Origin of the sequence: Psychrobacillus sp. AK 1817 (assembly GCF_008807035.1) — a bacterium.
GTDB lineage: Bacteria > Bacillota > Bacilli > Bacillales_A > Planococcaceae > Psychrobacillus > Psychrobacillus faecigallinarum.
Window position 1 is genome coordinate 2,428,022 of sequence record NZ_CP031739.1, and the last position, 18,981, is coordinate 2,447,002.

18 protein-coding genes and 2 rRNA genes are annotated in these 18,981 nt (G+C 39.0%); 4 read left to right on the forward strand and 16 right to left on the reverse strand.

Translation table 11 applies throughout. The features are described from left to right. Positions 1-66: 66 nt before the first annotated feature. Together D0S48_RS12060 and D0S48_RS12065 are read right to left on the reverse strand one after the other, a co-directional pair. The gene (locus D0S48_RS12060; RefSeq protein ID WP_151111855.1) at positions 67-1,284 is read right to left on the reverse strand and encodes a resuscitation-promoting factor; all 1,218 of its coding nucleotides are present in this window, start codon (positions 1,282-1,284) and stop codon (positions 67-69) included. A 122-nt stretch (positions 1,285-1,406) separates the two neighbouring features. After that, on the reverse strand, positions 1,407-2,177 hold the full coding sequence (locus D0S48_RS12065; protein WP_144541549.1) for a TatD family hydrolase: 771 nt from the start codon (positions 2,175-2,177) through the stop codon (positions 1,407-1,409). 758 nt (positions 2,178-2,935) lie between these two features. Between D0S48_RS12065 and D0S48_RS12070 the strand changes: the two genes are divergently transcribed. The 3 genes from D0S48_RS12070 to D0S48_RS12080 all read left to right on the forward strand — a co-directional run bounded on the left by D0S48_RS12070 (position 2,936) and on the right by D0S48_RS12080 (position 4,344). Continuing rightward, entirely contained in the window at positions 2,936-3,445 is a 510-nt protein-coding gene (locus D0S48_RS12070) for a spore coat protein (RefSeq protein WP_144541551.1), read from the forward strand. A gap of 30 nt (positions 3,446-3,475) precedes the next feature. Beyond that, positions 3,476-3,898, forward strand: coding sequence for a spore coat protein (locus D0S48_RS12075; RefSeq protein WP_151111857.1), 423 nt, complete (start codon positions 3,476-3,478; stop codon positions 3,896-3,898). Positions 3,899-4,128: 230 nt separating this feature from the next. Further along, positions 4,129-4,344 (forward strand): spore coat protein, encoded by a 216-nt coding sequence (locus D0S48_RS12080; RefSeq protein ID WP_225216180.1) that lies wholly within the window; start codon positions 4,129-4,131, stop codon positions 4,342-4,344. Positions 4,345-4,753: 409 nt separating this feature from the next. Here the strand turns inward: D0S48_RS12080 and metG are convergent, their stop codons facing one another. After that, positions 4,754-6,715: a methionine--tRNA ligase gene (gene metG, locus D0S48_RS12085; protein WP_151111859.1), complete on the reverse strand. Its 1,962-nt coding sequence runs from the start codon at positions 6,713-6,715 to the stop codon at positions 4,754-4,756. 333 nt (positions 6,716-7,048) lie between these two features. Here metG and D0S48_RS12090 point away from each other — a divergent pair, with 333 nt between their 5' ends. Then, positions 7,049-7,324 carry a transition state genes transcriptional regulator AbrB gene (locus tag D0S48_RS12090; RefSeq protein ID WP_144541581.1) on the forward strand — a complete coding sequence of 92 codons (276 nt, stop codon included), beginning with the start codon at positions 7,049-7,051 and terminating at the stop codon, positions 7,322-7,324. A 45-nt stretch (positions 7,325-7,369) separates the two neighbouring features. Here the strand turns inward: D0S48_RS12090 and rsmI are convergent, their stop codons facing one another. From rsmI to D0S48_RS12160, 13 genes are all read right to left on the reverse strand, one after another. Next, positions 7,370-8,245 (reverse strand): 16S rRNA (cytidine(1402)-2'-O)-methyltransferase, encoded by an 876-nt coding sequence (gene rsmI / locus D0S48_RS12095; protein WP_144541557.1) that lies wholly within the window; start codon positions 8,243-8,245, stop codon positions 7,370-7,372. 4 nt (positions 8,246-8,249) lie between these two features. Beyond that, positions 8,250-8,507: a GIY-YIG nuclease family protein gene (locus D0S48_RS12100; protein ID WP_151111862.1), complete on the reverse strand. Its 258-nt coding sequence runs from the start codon at positions 8,505-8,507 to the stop codon at positions 8,250-8,252. Continuing rightward, on the reverse strand, positions 8,494-9,240 hold the full coding sequence (locus D0S48_RS12105) for a tRNA1(Val) (adenine(37)-N6)-methyltransferase (RefSeq protein ID WP_151111864.1): 747 nt from the start codon (positions 9,238-9,240) through the stop codon (positions 8,494-8,496). Before D0S48_RS12105 ends, D0S48_RS12100 begins: the two co-directional genes overlap by 14 nt. A 64-nt stretch (positions 9,241-9,304) precedes the next feature. Then, positions 9,305-9,661 carry a DNA replication initiation control protein YabA gene (yabA, locus tag D0S48_RS12110; RefSeq protein WP_151111866.1) on the reverse strand — a complete coding sequence of 119 codons (357 nt, stop codon included), beginning with the start codon at positions 9,659-9,661 and terminating at the stop codon, positions 9,305-9,307. Between the two features lie 9 nt (positions 9,662-9,670). After that, the gene (locus tag D0S48_RS12115; protein ID WP_151111868.1) at positions 9,671-10,501 is read right to left on the reverse strand and encodes a PSP1 domain-containing protein; all 831 of its coding nucleotides are present in this window, start codon (positions 10,499-10,501) and stop codon (positions 9,671-9,673) included. Then, entirely contained in the window at positions 10,494-11,504 is a 1,011-nt protein-coding gene (gene holB / locus D0S48_RS12120; protein WP_144541583.1) for a DNA polymerase III subunit delta', read from the reverse strand. The genes D0S48_RS12115 and holB overlap by 8 nt, the downstream gene beginning before the upstream one ends. Before the next feature lie 138 nt (positions 11,505-11,642). Then, positions 11,643-12,083, reverse strand: a complete 441-nt coding sequence (locus D0S48_RS12125; protein WP_151111870.1) for a YaaR family protein — start codon at positions 12,081-12,083, stop codon at positions 11,643-11,645. A 24-nt stretch (positions 12,084-12,107) separates the two neighbouring features. Beyond that, positions 12,108-12,437: a cyclic-di-AMP receptor gene (locus D0S48_RS12130; protein WP_151111872.1), complete on the reverse strand. Its 330-nt coding sequence runs from the start codon at positions 12,435-12,437 to the stop codon at positions 12,108-12,110. 49 nt (positions 12,438-12,486) lie between these two features. Continuing rightward, positions 12,487-13,128 carry a dTMP kinase gene (gene tmk / locus D0S48_RS12135; RefSeq protein WP_151111874.1) on the reverse strand — a complete coding sequence of 214 codons (642 nt, stop codon included), beginning with the start codon at positions 13,126-13,128 and terminating at the stop codon, positions 12,487-12,489. A 2-nt stretch (positions 13,129-13,130) separates the two neighbouring features. Further along, complete coding sequence (locus D0S48_RS12140; RefSeq protein ID WP_151111876.1) at positions 13,131-14,552, reverse strand: aminotransferase class I/II-fold pyridoxal phosphate-dependent enzyme; 1,422 nt, start codon at positions 14,550-14,552, stop codon at positions 13,131-13,133. A gap of 699 nt (positions 14,553-15,251) precedes the next feature. Further along, on the reverse strand, positions 15,252-15,485 hold the full coding sequence (locus D0S48_RS12150; RefSeq protein ID WP_151111880.1) for a hypothetical protein: 234 nt from the start codon (positions 15,483-15,485) through the stop codon (positions 15,252-15,254). 87 nt (positions 15,486-15,572) lie between these two features. After that, positions 15,573-15,688 (reverse strand): 5S ribosomal RNA (gene rrf / locus D0S48_RS12155). 179 nt (positions 15,689-15,867) lie between these two features. Further along, positions 15,868-18,795 (reverse strand): 23S ribosomal RNA (locus D0S48_RS12160). Positions 18,796-18,981: the final 186 nt, after the last annotated feature.

Here is an 18,981-nt window from a genome sequence, read left to right on the forward strand (position 1 = left end):
TTGCAAGCTAGCACATAGTACACCCGATAATTCATACTATGCTAACCACTTACATTCCAATTTGTATTATTTTAAAACTTTTACACGTACTTTTTTGCGACCAAAATCATAGGCTTGCGATTTGGAAGCCATAAATAGATCTATTTTGTTTCCTTTTATAGCTCCACCAGTATCTCCAGCTATTGCATAACCATAGCCTTCAACCCACACCTTAGATCCAAGTGGAATGACACTAGGATCTACCGCCACAACTTTCACGTCTGGATTTGCTTTTAGGTTAATACCAGTAGCAGTTACTCCTGTACAGCCATTACAGCTAGCCGTGTATGCTGTAGCTGTAACATAAAACTCGCTTCCTCCAGATGGGGCTGCTGAGGTATTAGTACCACGCGATACGTTGGCACTGACAGTCATCACTTTAGTTCCCACAGAAACAACCTTTTTCTTAGGCTCTTTTGTTACCTTTTCACTTACTATGTTACGAGAAACTTCCACTCCGTTTTCTTTAATAACCTCATAAGTGCGCGCAATAGATCCTTTTTCGCCTGTTTCAACTACTTTTTCTTTTCCTTTTAGAAGAGAATCGTCTTTCTTTGTAACTACTGCAAAGTTTGTTTCTTCCTCAACTACATCGGTGACCTTTTCTACTCTCACTATTTGTATTGCAGAATTAGGAAGTATAATTTCATCCATTTTCTGTTCTACACGGTCCAATTCATTCAATGGAATCTTATGTTTTTTTAAAAAGTCAGCGACCGTAGTCGAAGTGGACCATAATTTTTTCTCTTCCTTGCCATCTATAAGCGTTACTTCATATGCTTTCTCAATTGCAATTCGATTATCGGGTCCCACCTCTGCATCTGCAGCAGGGGTAATCGCATCATGTTCGGTGTATGGAACATTTGCCTTTGCTAGTACTTCTGAAACTAAATCATCAGTAGTCTGGACAGTTTGAATTTTACCATCTACCGTAATTTCTATTTGTCTTGCCTGCTCCCACTCAATCTCTAAATTATTTTTGATTGAAGTGTTCACTGAGGGATGTAAAAAATCATCGTTAGTGATTACTAGATTATTTTCATCTAGCAGCTCACCAACTGTATTGGCATGTGTTGTTATTTCTTGTTGTTCTCCGTTAACTGTTAAAGCAACAGTTTTCTTTGTTCCTTCGTATAAAACGAACGAAACTACTGCAAAAAACAATAGTAAAGATGCTATCGTTACTAGTGTTTTCTTGCTCCTCAATGAATGAAAGAACAGGTTTTTCATGGTTTTATCTTGCATGAAAAACGCCTCCTTGTTCACTCGTGTGATTATATAGAGTACTTTTAAGCTTGTCAACACTTTAGGTTTTTACCAATTTTTACATAACTGTGCGTATACCAATTGAAAATTACAGATAAATTTTAGTCTTCGATGTGGAAAAACCTCTTGGCATTACGGGTTGTTGCTTCAGCTACTTCTTCAACCGAGATACCCTTCAATCGTGCAATTTCTTCCGCTACTAGGGCAACAAGTGCCGGTTCATTTCTTTTACCTCTATGTGGATGTGGGGCCAAATAAGGAGCATCCGTTTCGATTAACAAATGATCTAAAGAAATTTCAGTTGCCACCTCTTTTGGCTTTTTGGCATTTTTAAATGTTACTGGCCCACCAAGTGAAATCATAAAGTTCATATCAATACATTGTTTAGCTGTTTCTACACTTCCACCGAAGCAGTGCATAATCCCACCTGTAAGATGAGCCTCCTCCTCCTTAAGAATTCTTACTACATCTTCTGTTGCTTCGCGATTATGTATGATGATTGGCAAGTTTACCTTTTGTGCTAAACGTATTTGCTTGCGGAAGATAGTCTGCTGAATTTCTTTTGGAGACTTGTCCCAATAATAATCTAGCCCTGTTTCACCAATACCTACTACTTTTTTATGAGCAGATAACTCTTCAATCCATTGTAAATCATCCTCAGTACAATCGATTGCGTCCACGGGATGCCAGCCGATTACTGCGTAGATAAACGGATATTTTTCTGCTAACTCCATTGCACGTTCAATTGTTTTACGATCAAAACCAATTACGACCATTTTGTTCACATTTGCCTCCAAGGCTCTTTGAATTACTTCCTGAAGATCTTCGTCATATTGGTCTGCGTTTAAATGGACATGTGTATCTATTAGCATATTCATTCTCCTATCTGAGCTTCATTTTACTTTTTTATTTGTTTACAATCATCACAATACTATTACATTTACATTAAATGAGTCATTTTTTCAATTATTTTGATTAATTTCACCTTATAAAATGACAAGTTTCCCAAAAATATTCAATTAAAAATAGTATTTATCGAATACTATTTAGATGTTTTAGGAACTTAATCGATTTAATATTATTAACCAAATTGACTTAAATAATTTTAAATAGGAAAGGTTTTCTTTAGGTAAATTTCGATTAAATAATGTGTTAATTAACTTTAAAACAATACCATAAATAGGGTATTTGTCATTAATAATGACTCGTTTTTATGCTTTATATAGGTAACTACTCTTTGGAGAATAATTTTATATTGCTTTATTAATGACATTAATTTAATAGATATAAAAATGTCCAATCTCTCATCTAATTTCCTCCTGATAACGCATTCCTTCATGATCAACTTTAATACACAAAATTCCTAAATCATTTATACCTTCCACCATAATCAAACTGTTTATCTCCGTATATTGAAGTCCTCAGGTCAGATTAAATCTGGGTTTTTAACACACCTACTGTGCTTTTAAGATTTCTTCTAAAAATAGATATTCATTTTTAAAAAAACATAGTTTTTTTAGATAGTCAAAAAAACTATATCAGTAATTAACTTGTTCATATGATACAGAAGTGAGGTTGCAAATTAAGCATTTTTTACAACCAAGCTAGTAAATAGGAAAGGAGATTTTATATGAGTCACTGGAAATGTAAACATTGTAGTTACGAAAGTAATTATCCAGTAAGGAACTGCCAACGTTGTAACGGCTTTAATTCTGAGGATAGCGCCCAGGAAAAGAATCACTGGCATTATAATAATGACTTTAGTGAAGCAACGGTCTTAGAAGATTTTGATCAGGTCTCATCTGTAGACCAAGAATCCGATGAACTAATCTGGATTAAGGATTCATGCAACATTACTGTTCAGACAACAGATACTCAAGCATCGGTATCCCTTCAAGTAGGCTTACAACTTGCAATTGCTCTAGTAGTAAGTATTGCAATTGGGGATTCTGATCAGGGTCAGGCTGTTGCAAATGACATTTTTCAACAATTTAATGACGAACAAACCAATAGACAAAAAATCATTATTGATAACTCAAATGACGTTAACATTGTAACTACTGATACAGACTTGGCCGTGAATATTCAGGCAATGCTACAAGTATTGGTTTCATTAGTAGTTAGATTAGATGTTCTTTAAATTTAATATAAAATGAAAAGAGGTGAAAATATGAATAAATGGAGAGCATTAGATCATTGCAATGACACCAGAAATAACAATGCGGATGTTCAGCAAAACGGTGAACAAATCGTTTCCAATAAGCAACAATCATATGAATGGATTATTGTAAGGGATTCAGAAGGTGTTGAAATTCAAACAACAGATACCCAAGCAGCTTTGTCGTTACAATTAGGAATTCAAGCTGCAATTGCAGCAGTTATTAGCGTTACTCTAGGAGATACAGATCAAGCTAGAGCAGTTGCTCAAGATATGAAACAATTTATAAAAACTAAACAACGAAACGTTCAAAAAACGATTGTCGAGGGGTCAAGAAATATAACAGTTACAACCACTGATACCGACTTGGCAGTGAACATTCAGGCAATGCTTCAAATCCTTCTTGCTTTAGTAGCTAGGTTAGATATTCTATAATAAATTCGGAATAAATCGAAGAGTCTAGAAAAACTTAAATATAATTATAGTACGCTCAAAATGGATTCGAGCGATTATATGTTTAAAATATTTTCTATTTAACCTCCAGCTAAGATTTTTAATGAGTCTAAAAATTAGTAGGTTTGGAAAACGAAAAACATCCCTCGTCTCCTCTTAATTCATAGTTGCATATAATAATACAAATGATATTACAAGAAGGAGTGATGGACGTGAGCGATTTACCTAAAAAAAATGCAATTCCTGAAAAGGTCATTGATTTAATAGTAAGTGATACACTGCGTAAAAATGGCGTAAATCTAGATGATGTTAAAGGAAAATTATCCACAGAGCAAAAGCAGTTACTTAAAGAGCTTGTGGAAGAACTAACCATGCAAGTTGATCAATTTGTTGATCAACCGACATCCCATAAAAAGGATGCTAAATGAATTAAATTCAATTTCCGCTGAAGAACGATATTAAAGAAATATGGAAGAGAATAACGTATATTTGATTTCCGCTATAGGCGGAAGCTTTTAAGTAGGGAGAGCGGATAAGCCATCACTACAAGCTCACGCATGTTTGTGAAGGCTTTCTGTCTCACTCATCCCACTGGAATCGTCACCTGCAGTTTCAACAATTAATGTCCAAGTTGTACTGACAATTAATATTTAAGGTAATACCTCAAATAGATATTTACTAAAGCGCCTTTAACAAAGGCGTTTTATTTTTGAATACTGCTACACAATTGACACTACAGCTTTTCCACCTTTCACCAAGGAGAAGCTTTCAAAGTAAAAATTCTCTTTATTAGTACAAAAAAACTGCCGCTCATGCGACAGTTTTTTGGATAAACAATTATTTTACTTGTGCACCATTTTCTAATTTTTCATCTACAGTTGCTAGAGTTAAAAATCCATCTTTTTCACCAGCCAAAATCATACCTTGAGATAGCTCTCCTCTAAGTTTAACTGGTTTTAAATTAGCCACTACAATTACCTTCTTACCGATAAGTTCCTCCGGCTTATAATGCTTTGCAATCCCAGATACTACTTGGCGCTTCTCATAACCTAAATCTAATTGTAATTTAAGTAGCTTGTCTGCTTTAGGGATTGCTTCACATTCTAAAACAGTTGCTACACGTAGATCAACTTTAAAGAAATCGTCAATTGAGATTTCCTCTGTTTGCTCTTCTTCTGGTTCTTCCTTCACCTCTTCTTGTGAAGTCATAACAGAACCTCGCATTTTCTCACGAATATAAGCAACTTCCTCATCTACGTCTAAGCGAGGGAAAATCGGTACTCCTGTACTTATTACTTGTGTACCTTCAGGAATAACATTAAATTTCCCTAACTTATCCCATTCTAGATACATTTCTGTTAATCCCAGCTGCTCCATAATTTCTTTTGGGCTGTTAGGCATAAATGGTTGAATCAATGTAGCTATTTGGCGAAGGCTTTCTGCTAGGTTAGTCATGACACTAGCTAGCTGCGCTTTAGTCGCCTCATCCTTTGCAAGCACCCATGGTTGTGTCTCATCAATATATTTGTTAGTGCGAGATACTAGAGACCAAAGCTCTCCCAATACAATACTAAATTGCATTTTTTCCATATTTGATTCATATTTTTCAATTGCTTCTTTAGCAAATTGTTGTAATGTACTATCAAATTCAGTAGGTTCGCCTTGGTTTACAGGAATCTGACCACCAAAATACTTATTAATCATAGAAACTGTTCTATTCAATAGATTCCCTAAGTCGTTTGCAAGGTCAAAATTTGTACGTTCTACAAAGGATTCTGGAGAGAATACACCATCTTGACCAAATGGAAGCTCACGAAGTAAGAAATAGCGAGTAGCGTCTAAGCCATATTTCTCTACTAGCATCTCTGGGTATACAACGTTTCCTTTAGATTTAGACATCTTACCGTCCTTCATCATGATAAACCCATGTGCAAAAACCTTTTTAGGTAGAGGTAAGTCTAAAGCCATTAAGAATATTGGCCAATAGATTGTATGGAAACGTACAATATCCTTCCCTACTACATGTACATCTGCAGGCCAGTACTTTTTGAATAGAGAATCATCATCTGACATATAACCTAGTGAAGTAATATAATTAGTTAAAGCATCCACCCATACGTAAATAACATGCTTCGCATCCCCTGGAACATGGATTCCCCAATCAAAGGAAGTCCTGGAGACTGATAGGTCCTCTAGGCCTGGCTTGATGAAATTATTAATCATTTCATTTTTTCTAGACTCTGGCTCGATAAATTCCACATTATTTTCGTAGTAATCTAGCAAGCGATCCGCATACTTCTTCATATTAAAGAAATAGGATTCTTCCTTTACTTTATGAACAGGTCTACCACAATCAGGACAGTTTCCTTCATCTAATTGAGTTTCTGTGAAAAAAGATTCACAAGGAGTACAATATAAACCCTCATATTCACCTTTATAAATATCTCCGTTATCTAGGAACTTTTTAAAAATTTTCTCTACCGCTTGAGTATGGCGTTTTTCCGTAGTTTGAATAAAGTCATCGTAAGATATATTCATAGTCGCCCATGTTTTCTTAGAAGCTTCCGCAATTTCATCTACGTAAGCTTGTGGTTCCATTCCAGCTTCCTGGGCTTTTTCCTGTATCTTCTGTCCATGCTCGTCCATACCTGTTAAGAAACGTACATCATAACCTCGTAAGCGTTTATATCTTGCCATTGCATCGGAAGCTACAGTTGTATAAGCCGTTCCAATATGGAATTTACCACTCGGATAGTAAATTGGTGTCGTTATATAAAAAGTTTTGTCTTGTGCATTCAATGATTGCTGCCTCCAATGCTGAATCTTCTATAATATTCATTTTATCTAAATGGGTTATGGGTTTCAATCTATTCATCTAAGCATTTTTGTCGAATTATATTTATTCCACATATTATTTCCAAAAATATCAATATTATTCCTAAGAATGATATAATTCATCTTTTTTAGAGGAATATTATGTAAGCGTAGTCATATTTTTATCATCAAATCTAATGAAAACAGAAGAATAATTATTGACCAATATGGTAGTACTTGGTATGATTAAGTACATAAAAGAGGTTAATGTCGAATTTTGGCGAAAAATATACACTCTTGAGAGGAGAAACTTTAATAATGAAATCTACAGGTATTGTTCGTAAAGTTGATGAATTAGGACGCGTAGTTATTCCTATCGAACTTCGTCGTACACTAGGTATAGCTGAAAAAGATGCGCTTGAAATATATGTTGACGATGATAAAATCATCTTAAAAAAATATATGCCAAATATGACTTGTGCAGTTACTGGTGAAGTATCAGATGAAAACCTTCGTCTTGTTGGTGGTAAACTGATTCTTAGCCCAGAAGGTGCAGAACAGTTAATCAAAGAAATTCAAAGCAGCTTAAAATAATTACTTAATTAAAACATCCGTTCATAACTTATGGCGGATGTTTTATTATGTTACGTGATAGCTTTGATAAACTTCTCTTTTAGATAGTCCTCTTTGAATAGCCACCTCTTTAATAGCTTCTTTCGATTTTAATTGTTTTTCATTCATTAAATGTTCCACGTGTTCCTCAATACTTAAATTAATCCACCATGCCTCTTCTTCTAGTACTTCTTCTGTATCATTGCCTTCTAGCACAATGCAAAATTCACCACGAATTTCATTAGACTCGGCCCATTCTAATGCTTCCTCTACCGTTCCTCTTAAAAATTCCTCAAACTTTTTAGTAAGTTCTCTAGCTAACACAATGCGACGTGACCCTTCCATGATCGCTTGTATATCTTTTAATGTATCCTTCAGGCGATGTGGAGCTTCATACAATAGTATCGTCTCTTGTCTCTTTTGGAGCAATGTAATTTCTTTTTTTCGTTCCTTTTTATTTCTGCTAAGAAATCCATAAAAAAAGAATGGCTGAGTTGACATACCCGAAGCTATTAGTGCACTCAATGCAGCGTTGGCTCCTGGCACCGGGACAACCGCAAATCCTTCATCTATAGCTTTTGCTGCTATATCTGCTCCTGGATCTGAAATACAAGGTAAACCAGCATCACTGACTAAAGCTACTTGTTTTCCTTCTCTCAGTATTTCTAATATTTTTTCTCCGCCAACTTGTTGGTTATGGTCATGATAACTCATTAAAGGGGTAGATATCTCAAAATAATTACACAGTTTTTTTGAGTTTCTTGTGTCCTCTGCTGCTATGTAATCTACCTCTTTCAAAATACGAATAGCCCGCATAGTCATATCTTCTAAATTGCCAATTGGAGTTGCCACTAAATACAAACAGCTACTCTGTTCGTGCTCAGTAGATTTTTGTGATTTCATTTCCTTACTCTCCTCTCATATAGGCTATTTTTTGCTTTCTAGTTAACTGTTTAAAAGCATACTCCGCCTGCATAGCCTCTTGCTTTGTATCAAAGGTTTCCTTATATACGCACTGAACTGGAATTCTTGCTCGTGTGTATTTGGCTCCTTTTCCCTCATTATGAGTTTTAATCCGCTTCGTTAAATCATTCGTATAACCGGCATAATAGGAACCGTCTTTACATTGTAATACATAAAAGGTATGAATTTTATTTGTCTCCATAGAGCATCTCTTTTATTTCATCTGTGTACTTTCCATCATCTTCGTACACATATAAAGGAGGAAGAATCTTCAAATCAGGCTTACCGTCCTTTATTCCTTCTATTAATAATGTATTTGCTTCCTTCCCCTTCTTTGGATACACAAAGCGAATACGTTTTGGTTCTAACCGATTGGCCCTCATTGCAGTAACAATGTCCAACAATCTACCTGGTCGATGTACAAATGCTGCTTTTCCGCCCTGCTTTAGCAGCTCACTCGCAGATTGCACAGCCTCTTCCAAGGTTAGATGAATTTCATGCCTAGCAATGGCCAAATGTTCCTTTAGGTTTTTTTCACTTGCTTCATGAGCAGGAAAGTAAGGGGGATTACAGGTAACCACATCGTATTTCTCTGAACCTAATTTTCCTGCGATACCAATAACATTGTCTTGTATAATACGAATTTGATCGGTTAGTTGGTTGTATTTGGTACTTCTAATTGCCATATCGGCTAATCTTTCTTGCAACTCAATACCTATTATTTCTGACTTTGACCGAGCACTTAGGAATAGAGGGATTGCACCATTCCCTGTACACAAATCAACTATTTTTCCCTTTTTAATCGGCACGTATGTAAATCGAGCCAGTAATACTGCATCCAGGGAAAAGGAGAAAACAGAAGGGCTTTGTATGATTCGTAATTCCTCTGCCAATAAATAATCTAGCCTTTCATCATCCTTGAGCCATTGTTCCATAAATCCTACCTCCATAAAAACAAAAGACTGACATCCACCTTATGGAGTGGCATCAGTCAATTGATTAGACATTTTGTTTATTTAAAAAAGATAAGCAAAATAAACAATCTTCCTCCTTACGAGGACTTCCAAAGTGAACATGACATACATGGTACCCTTCCTGATATAGCCTAGCTAAGTTATCATAGCCTTCTCCTATATCAGCTTTGTTCAATCGATTTTCTCGTATCTTTTCGTCCATTGCTTCTTTTTCATGTATCTCATCTAGCCTTTGTCTTAAACGATTATTTTCTTCTTGTAACGCTTGTCGTTCTTCTATCATAATCGCTACAAACTCTTTCAACGCGCGAAACTGGAGTTGCGTGGACTCTAATTGTTTTTCAAATTCTATAATTGTATCCAAAAAATTACGGTCCATCACCTATTCACCTCATTGCCCCGTCCACTGAACTGGGTTTTTAGCATAGTTTACAATCTCATCTAACGTATAATCTAACACACGTAAAGGATCGCCCAACTCAATACGTAAAATTCTTTCTAAAATATTCATGCTGACAACTTTTCCATATCCATCTGGTGTCTCAATTCTATCACCAATGTCAGGCATTTGCTCTCTTGCCGTCTCGTATTCATCATTTTCATACTTTAAGCAACACATTAAGCGGCCGCATAAACCTGAAATTTTAGAAGGATTTAGAGATAGATTTTGATCCTTTGCCATCTTAATAGACACTGGTTCGAAATCTCCTAGAAAGGTTGAACAGCAGAGCATTCTTCCACAAGGCCCTATGCCGCCTAACATTTTAGCTTCATCTCGAACTCCAATTTGTCGAAGTTCAATTCGTGTTCTGAAGACTGAAGCAAGATCTTTTACTAAATCACGAAAATCTACTCGTCCTTCAGCTGTAAAATAGAAGATTATTTTGTTGCGATCGAATGTATATTCAACATCAACAAGCTTCATCTCTAATTCTCTTTGTAGTATCTTTTCAGTCCCCAGAGCTAATGCCTGAGCTGATTCTAAACGATTTTCTTCCACCTGGATTCGATCCTTTTCTGTGGAAGGGCGTACTACTTGTTTTAAAGGTAAAACTACATCATTTTCTCCTACTTGCTTAATAGGTACGACAACTTTTCCGTACTCTACCCCGCGAGCAGTTTCTACGATGACATAATCATCCTTTTCTAAATCATAATCCACTGGATCAAAATAATATATTTTACCCGCTTTTTTAAAGCGGACTCCTACAACTTTATACAAAACTATACCCCTCCTGCAGGTTAAGCATTAGCTGCTCCATCATCAGTGTCCGGTTCATATTCCTATGCAAATTCTGTTTTGCATCTAAAATTAGTTCTAACTGTTTAGACAATTGCTCGTATGTCTTATACAATGCTACCTGTTTCCAAAAAGAAATCATATCTGGATAAGTACAAACTGCGAGTGGAGTTGCTTTTATAGCTACTATATCACGATAAGCAAATAGTAGTAAATCTAATACTTGTTCTGCTTGTTCCTTTTCTTTTAGAAGTGGGCCAAAATCTTCTTGAATACACATTAATGCATCTTGAACACTTTTTTCACTTGCTTCCACCAATTTTAACACTGATTTCCTTGCAAGTCCAAATTGCTCGTCTTTCGCTAAATTTAGACCTTCTTCTACCTCATTCGTCATTCTACTTACAGTGGAAGCCATAGAATCTGTGATTCCTTCCTCTATTAACTTCTGCTTTAATATCGATTGAGGCATAGTAGCCAAGCCGATATGCTGACATCTTGAACGTATAGTTGGAAGCAAAGCATGCATCTTATCTGTCAATAAAATTGCTGTAATCTCACTTTGTGGCTCCTCTAAAAATTTTAGCAGCGTATTAGAGGAACTAATGTTTAATCGGTCTGCTTCATGGATCACATAAACTTTTCTTCCGCTTTCTAAAGAGGTTTTACTCATCTCATGTATCAGATCATCTATTTGATTTCTTTTTATATTTTGTCCATCTGGCTCTATCTGACTAAGATTTAAATGATTATGCGATTTTAGCCTTTTACAGCTTCGACATGTTTCACATGGAACATTTCCTGTCGAATTCTCGCAAAACATCAGTTGTACAAAAAACTGCATAACCTTTGTTTTTCCTGTACCCTTGGCCCCTTCAATTATATAAGCATGTCCAATACGATTTTTAGCTACAATAGATTGAATATGTTTTATAGCTACTGGTTGCATTCTTTCTATGTTTTGTATTGACCATTCTTCTACCATGCTCAATCTTGTTCCACCTTTCTCATAAAAACGTAAGCTCCTGAAGCTAGACACCGAATAAATAAATTGCAAAAAAGCATATACTTCCTATCTTCTAAAAAATCCCGTGTCTCGCTTTGTGCGAAAACACGGGAGCTTCTACGTATACAAATTAATAAGTAAGCCTTTAATTTCACCTATTTTATCCAACAATTCAATGGAACTCTTTTCTTGGCTTAGAATTTCTTCCGCTAGCTCTACTAATTTCTCATCAATTGTCTCTACTATTTTTAGCTTTCTACCTTCACCAAATCTATTCCACGTATGAGACTGTTTTAGCCCCATACCGAAATCTACTGCTTCTTCCAAAAACTTTTTAATTAGCATTTTAAACTTTGCCATATCACGTAGGTTTCTTGACCGAGCTAGACGATCACCAGCTGTTGTAATATCACCTAACAGCCTAGTCAGAGCTTCAGTTTGCATTCTTTGGTCATGCTTCGTTACCATTTGCCCAAATTTTGCCGAATTCGTATTATTCTGTATAGAATCTTTACGTATTTTATCTATCCCTACTCGTAAATCTTGATTAATTTTCAACGTTTTCTGTCCTTTCCTTCATTATTAAAAATGATGGAATTGTTCAATTGGGAGTACGAATACCGTTGCTCCACCGACCTCTACTTCAACCGGATACGGTATATATGAGTCTGCGTTTCCTCCCATAGGAGAAACCGGAGCAACCATCTGCTCCCGGGCACGACAATTATCTCTTATTAGTTCTAACGCAGAAGGTACCAAGGAGTCATCTGTACCGATTAAAAATGTAGTATTCCCAGATCTTAGAAATCCACCTGTACTAGCAAGTTTTGTCGCTCGAAACTTTGCTTTCGTTAACGCATTCGATAATCTATTACTATCTTGGTCCTGCACTACAGCTACTATTAATTTCATCGCTACTCACTCCTACTTTTATTTTCTGTTTATTTTATTATAGCATTTATTACCTAAAAATTCCTAATTCCATTTTTACCATTTTATAAGCCTCTTCCAACACCTCTTCCAATGATTTAGAGGCATCTATCACTTGTATTCTCTCAGGATATTGTTCCACTAATGATAGGTACCCTTCTCTCACTTTTTGATGGAAATAAAGACTTTCCACGTCTAATCTATTTTTCTCTCTGGTGCTATGAGCATTAATTCGCTTCAGTCCAAGACTCGGCTCAATATCAAATAGAAGCGTCTTGTCTGGCATCGTTTGTCCAATTGCAAATTGGTTAATGGATAATATCTCCTCTACTCCAATTCCTCTTGCATAGCCTTGATATGCAAGTGAGCTATCGATAAAACGATCACAAATAACAATTTTTCCAGCCTCTAGGGAAGGTTGAATTTTTTCCACTAGATGCTGTCTTCTAGCCGCTGCATACAACAAAGCTTCCGTGCGGCTATCCATCATTGTATGCTCGTTATCTAAAATTATGCTACGAATTTTCTCGGAGATTTTAATACCACCAGGCTCTCTTGTCATGACAACATCGTAGCCCTCTTTCACTAATCTTTCCCCAAGTAATTGCATAACAGTTGTTTTCCCTGCACCTTCAGGACCTTCACTTGATATAAAATACCCTTTTTTCTGCACTATTAATCCTCCACTACATATATTAGCTTTTCTGCAAGCCTATGCTCTCCTTGAAAGAAAGCACCTTTATCAATCCAATCTTCTAGCTCTGTTAACATAGAGATCGTAATTTTCTCCCCTGGTATAACTAATGGAATACCAGGTGGGTATGGAATGATGATTCCTTTTGCAATTCTACCTATTGACCGAGCATAGGGAATCCATTCTCCTTGCTTACAGTTTAACAAACCTATATTCATTTCAATCGTAGATACTGTTTTCAAAGAACTTTTTGATATTGCCTTAGGAACTATCGGCTCCTCTTTTTGAAGCTCATCTACTGCCATTTTTATACGCTTTCTTACTTCTGCAAAAGGATAATCTTGCTCTTTTTTCAATAATGGTAATATTATTAAAACCTGATATGTATCAGCAAGCTCAACGTAAATGTGCTGATCTTGTAACGCCCTTTGAACTTGAAATCCAGAATAATCTCCCACACGCATTAACAGTTTCAATGGATCATCTACCTCTATAATCTCCACTTGTTTAATCGATTGTAATGCCTGTTTAAATAGCTCTCTTTTATATAGTAGCTGCTTGAAATCCATTTCATTGTATCTTTGCACATAGCTCCTAGCATCGTCTAGTGAAGCCATCAGTAGATAGGAAGGGCTGCTTGATTGAAGCATCCTTAAATACTTATTTACTCGGGGCGCTTCAATAATTGAAGAGTTTATATGCAAAAAAGATCCCATCGTCATAGCCGGCAATGTCTTATGAGCCGATTGAACAACTATGTCTGCACCATATTGAAGAGCGGATTGTGGTAGTCCTTTGTAAACTAGGAAATGGGCACCATGTGCTTCATCCACTAATACTGGAAGGTTTCTTGCATGGCAGTAGTCTATAATTTTTTTAATCTCCTCCGAAGCCATTCCATAATAGCTTGGGTAAGTAAGTATTACACCTTTTGCCTGTGGAAATTCTTCCATGGCAATCTGAATAGATTTTGCCGATACATAAGTGGCTGTTTTTGTACGATCATCCCATTCCGGTGAGACAAAAATTGGTTCAACGCCTACTAATTCAATTGCATGAAAAATAGACTTATGGGCGTTTCTTTGAACAATTATTTGTTCTCCATACTGACAGGTAGCATATAGCATCGCTAAGTTTCCAACTGTTGTTCCATTCACAAGAAAATAGCTTTTTTTTGCTCCATAAGTCGATGCCAGTAATTCTTCTGCTTCTTTAATAGCTTCTTCAGGATGATGATAGTCATCTAAACCATTTAATTCGGTCAAGTCGTAGGACAGTGCACCTTTAATAGGAGCTGGAAGATTAGATAAGAGTCCATGTTTATGACCAGGAACATGAAAGGATATATTTTTTTGATTATGAAATTTTTCTAATGCTTCTACTAATGGACGTTTTTCATGCATTTTTTTTACCCCACGAAATTTTATTATCTTTCTATTATACATGAAATAGGAGTAGATGTTTTGAACCTATTTTTGGCCTAAAAAGATGGATATTATAATATATATTTATTTTCCGGGAAATTTTTTGAAGGGTGTCATTTTCTTTTAATGACTTTGAATGATCTTTGATTATAAGATAATAGTAGGATTTTTTTGAGCGAGAGTCCTCCCTTTGACCACAAGAGTCTTGAGGATAATCCTTGTTTCTTTATTCATGTCTTACTTGCTTATTTTCTATTTAATAGTAATAGAACACTTCATATGTAAGAAATGCATATGAAATAAAAGGAAGGTGTCATTTACTCTATAAAGAATTGATTATTTTATCTATCTGGCTGTATTTAAAGATACTTACTCTAATTATATATTCCTTTGGTCTTTCTCTTTGTAATTAACTTAACCAAAACAAAAGTCACTTGGTGACGACTTTCTATGTACCAGCGACGTCCTACTCTTGCAGGGGAACCCCCAACTACCATCGGCGCGGCTGCGAAACCAGATGGGCGGCAGATTTCTTCGTCAGCCGCAATCGATCGGTTCTCGCGTATGCTATACGCTCCGAGCCTCTCTTCCTTGCTTCCTCGAACTCTTTGCCCCTCTGCTTTCTCGCACACTTGCTTAGTTAGGAATGGTTAGGTGCCTTCGGCACTTCTAATTTCTTTATAGAACAAACAAAAAAGCCGTCACCAATTTCTCGGTAACGACTTTTTCCAGTGCCCAGCGACGTCCTACTCTTGCAGGGGGACCCCCAACTACCATCGGCTCGGCTGCGAAACCAGATGGACGGCAGATTTCTTTGTCAGCCGCAGTCGATCGGTTCTCGCGTATGCTATACGCTCCGAGCCTCTCTTCCTTGCTTCCTCGAACTCTTTGCCCCTCTGCTTTCTCGCACACTTGCTTAGATAATGATGATTGCCTTCGGCCTTTTTCTCTTAATACAAAAAAGCCGCCACCGATTACTCGGTAACGACTTCCTATAGTGCCCAGCGACGTCCTACTCTTGCAGGGGGAGACCCCCAACTACCATCGGCGCTGAAGAGCTTAACTTCCGTGTTCGGTATGGGAACGGGTGTGACCTCTTCGCCATCATCACTAGACTTTTCGGCTTTCAATCCACTGCGCATTGCGTTGTCAACTTCGCTCGTTCAGTCAGTCACGTACGTAAGTACGCTCCTTCCTTCGCTCACTCGTTTCCTAGCACTGCTTGTGTTTTGAAATCCTCTTGAGTTGTTCACTCAAAACTGGATAAAAGACATCATTAATGGAAACAAACAATTTGGTTAAGTCCTCGATCGATTAGTATTCGTCAGCTGCACGTGTCGCCACGCTTCCACCCCGAACCTATCTACCTCATCGTCTTTGAGGGATCTTACTTACTTGCGTAATGGGAAATCTCATCTTGAGGGGGGCTTCGTGCTTAGATGCTTTCAGCACTTATCCCGTCCACACATAGCTACCCAGCGATGCCCTTGGCAGAACAACTGGTACACCAGCGGTGTGTCCATCCCGGTCCTCTCGTACTAAGGACAGCTCCTCTCAAATTTCCTACGCCCACGACGGATAGGGACCGAACTGTCTCACGACGTTCTGAACCCAGCTCGCGTACCGCTTTAATGGGCGAACAGCCCAACCCTTGGGACCGACTACAGCCCCAGGATGCGATGAGCCGACATCGAGGTGCCAAACCTCCCCGTCGATGTGGACTCTTGGGGGAGATAAGCCTGTTATCCCCGGGGTAGCTTTTATCCGTTGAGCGATGGCCCTTCCATGCGGAACCACCGGATCACTAAGCCCGTCTTTCGACCCTGCTCGACTTGTAGGTCTCGCAGTCAAGCTCCCTTCTGCCTTTACACTCTTCGAATGATTTCCAACCATTCTGAGGGAACCTTTGGGCGCCTCCGTTACACTTTAGGAGGCGACCGCCCCAGTCAAACTGCCCGCCTGACACTGTCTCCTACCCGGGTTACGGGTATGGGTTAGAATTTCAATACAACCAGGGTAGTATCCCACCGACGCCTCCTCCGAAGCTGGCGCTCCGGGCTCTAAGGCTCCTACCTATCCTGTACAAGTTGCACCAAAATTCAATATCAAGCTACAGTAAAGCTCCACGGGGTCTTTCCGTCCTGTCGCGGGTAACCTGCATCTTCACAGGTACTATAATTTCACCGAGTCTCTCGTTGAGACAGTGCCCAGATCGTTACGCCTTTCGTGCGGGTCGGAACTTACCCGACAAGGAATTTCGCTACCTTAGGACCGTTATAGTTACGGCCGCCGTTTACTGGGGCTTCAATTCGCACCTTCGCTTGCGCTAAGCACTCCTCTTAACCTTCCAGCACCGGGCAGGCGTCAGCCCCTATACTTCACCTTACGGTTTTGCAGAGACCTGTGTTTTTGCTAAACAGTCGCCTGGGCCTATTCACTGCGGCTCTTCTAGGCTATACACCCAAAAGAGCACCCCTTCTCCCGAAGTTACGGGGTCATTTTGCCGAGTTCCTTAACGAGAGTTCTCTCGCTCACCTTAGGATTCTCTCCTCGACTACCTGTGTCGGTTTGCGGTACGGGCACCTCCCACCTCGTTAGAGGCTTTTCTTGGCAGTGTGAAATCAGGAACTTCGGACTAAGTCCTCGCCATCACAGCTCAATGTTACAGAGTGCGGATTTGCCTACACTCACACCTCACTGCTTGGACGTGCATAACCAACAGCACGCTTACCCTATCCTACTGCGTCCCCCCATCACTCAAACGGTGGGGTGGTGGTACAGGAATATCAACCTGTTGTCCATCGTCTACGCCTATCGGCCTCGACTTAGGTCCCGACTAACCCTGAGCGGACGAGCCTTCCTCAGGAAACCTTAGTCATACGGTGGATGGGATTCTCACCCATCTTTCGCTACTCATACCGGCATTCTCACTTCTAAGCGCTCCACCAGTCCTTCCGGTCTGACTTCAACGCCCTTAGAACGCTCTCCTACCACTGATACCAAAGGTATCAATCCACAGCTTCGGTGATTTGTTTAGCCCCGATACATTTTCGGCGCAGCGTCACTCGACCAGTGAGCTATTACGCACTCTTTAAATGATGGCTGCTTCTAAGCCAACATCCTGGTTGTCTAAGCAACGCCACATCCTTTTCCACTTAACAAATACTTTGGGACCTTAGCTGGTGGTCTGGGCTGTTTCCCTCTTGACTACGGATCTTATCACTCGCAGTCTGACTCCCAAACATAAATCATTGGCATTCGGAGTTTGTCTGAATTCGGTAACCCGGGATGGGCCCCTAGTCCAAACAGTGCTCTACCTCCAAGATTCTAACGTTTGAGGCTAGCCCTAAAGCTATTTCGGAGAGAACCAGCTATCTCCAGGTTCGATTGGAATTTCTCCGCTACCCACACCTCATCCCCGCACTTTTCAACGTGCGTGGGTTCGGACCTCCAGTAAGTGTTACCTTACCTTCATCCTGGACATGGGTAGATCACCTGGTTTCGGGTCTACGACCACATACTCATTCGCCCTATTCAGACTCGCTTTCGCTGCGGCTCCGTCTTCTCAACTTAACCTCGCATGTAATCGTAACTCGCCGGTTCATTCTACAAAAGGCACGCCATCACCCGTTAACGGGCTTTGACTATTTGTAGGCACACGGTTTCAGGGTCTATTTCACTCCCCTTCCGGGGTGCTTTTCACCTTTCCCTCACGGTACTGGTTCACTATCGGTCACTAGGTAGTATTTAGCCTTGGGAGATGGTCCTCCCGGATTCCGACGGAATTTCACGTGTTCCGCCGTACTCAGGATACACTCTGGAGGGAATGAATTTTGGACTACGGGGCTTTTACCCTATCCTGCGGACCTTTCCAGGTCGCTTCATCTAACTCATTCTTTTGTAACTCCGTATAGAGTGTCCTACAACCCCAAGAGGCAAGCCTCTTGGTTTGGGCTCTTCCCGTTTCGCTCGCCGCTACTCAGGGAATCGAATTTTCTTTCTCTTCCTCCAGGTACTTAGATGTTTCAGTTCCCTGGGTGTGTCTCAGATGCGCTATGTATTCACGCAAATGTACTGCCCCATTACGGGCAGTGGGTTTCCCCATTCGGAAATCTCCGGATCGAAGCTCACTTACAGCTCCCCGAAGCATATCGGTGTTAGTGCCGTCCTTCGTCGACTCCTAGTGCCAAGGCATCCACCGTGCGCCCTTATTAACTTAACCTAAAAGTTAAAAGTACTACACTTGCAATCACGTAAGTGATCACAATTTGAATATCTTGCGTTTGTTTCTTTTTTGATGTCGTTTTATCCAGTTTTCAAAGAACAAAGGGCTTGTTCCTTTGCGACGAGTAATCGCAGGAGCAAGTATAAATGCTCATCATAAAAATGAACACTCAAAACTGAACTG

Coding starts and splice junctions, on each gene's coding strand:
- D0S48_RS12060 (WP_151111855.1), bottom strand. CDS start 1,284: ATGCAAGATAAAACCATGAAAAACCTGTTCTTTCATTCATTGAGGAGC.
- D0S48_RS12065 (WP_144541549.1), bottom strand. CDS start 2,177: ATGCTAATAGATACACATGTCCATTTAAACGCAGACCAATATGACGAA.
- D0S48_RS12070 (WP_144541551.1), top strand. CDS start 2,936: ATGAGTCACTGGAAATGTAAACATTGTAGTTACGAAAGTAATTATCCA.
- D0S48_RS12075 (WP_151111857.1), top strand. CDS start 3,476: ATGAATAAATGGAGAGCATTAGATCATTGCAATGACACCAGAAATAAC.
- D0S48_RS12090 (WP_144541581.1), top strand. CDS start 7,049: ATGAAATCTACAGGTATTGTTCGTAAAGTTGATGAATTAGGACGCGTA.
- rsmI (WP_144541557.1), bottom strand. CDS start 8,245: ATGAAATCACAAAAATCTACTGAGCACGAACAGAGTAGCTGTTTGTAT.
- D0S48_RS12100 (WP_151111862.1), bottom strand. CDS start 8,507: ATGGAGACAAATAAAATTCATACCTTTTATGTATTACAATGTAAAGAC.
- D0S48_RS12105 (WP_151111864.1), bottom strand. CDS start 9,240: ATGGAACAATGGCTCAAGGATGATGAAAGGCTAGATTATTTATTGGCA.
- holB (WP_144541583.1), bottom strand. CDS start 11,504: ATGGTAGAAGAATGGTCAATACAAAACATAGAAAGAATGCAACCAGTA.
- D0S48_RS12130 (WP_151111872.1), bottom strand. CDS start 12,437: ATGAAATTAATAGTAGCTGTAGTGCAGGACCAAGATAGTAATAGATTA.
- D0S48_RS12140 (WP_151111876.1), bottom strand. CDS start 14,552: ATGCATGAAAAACGTCCATTAGTAGAAGCATTAGAAAAATTTCATAAT.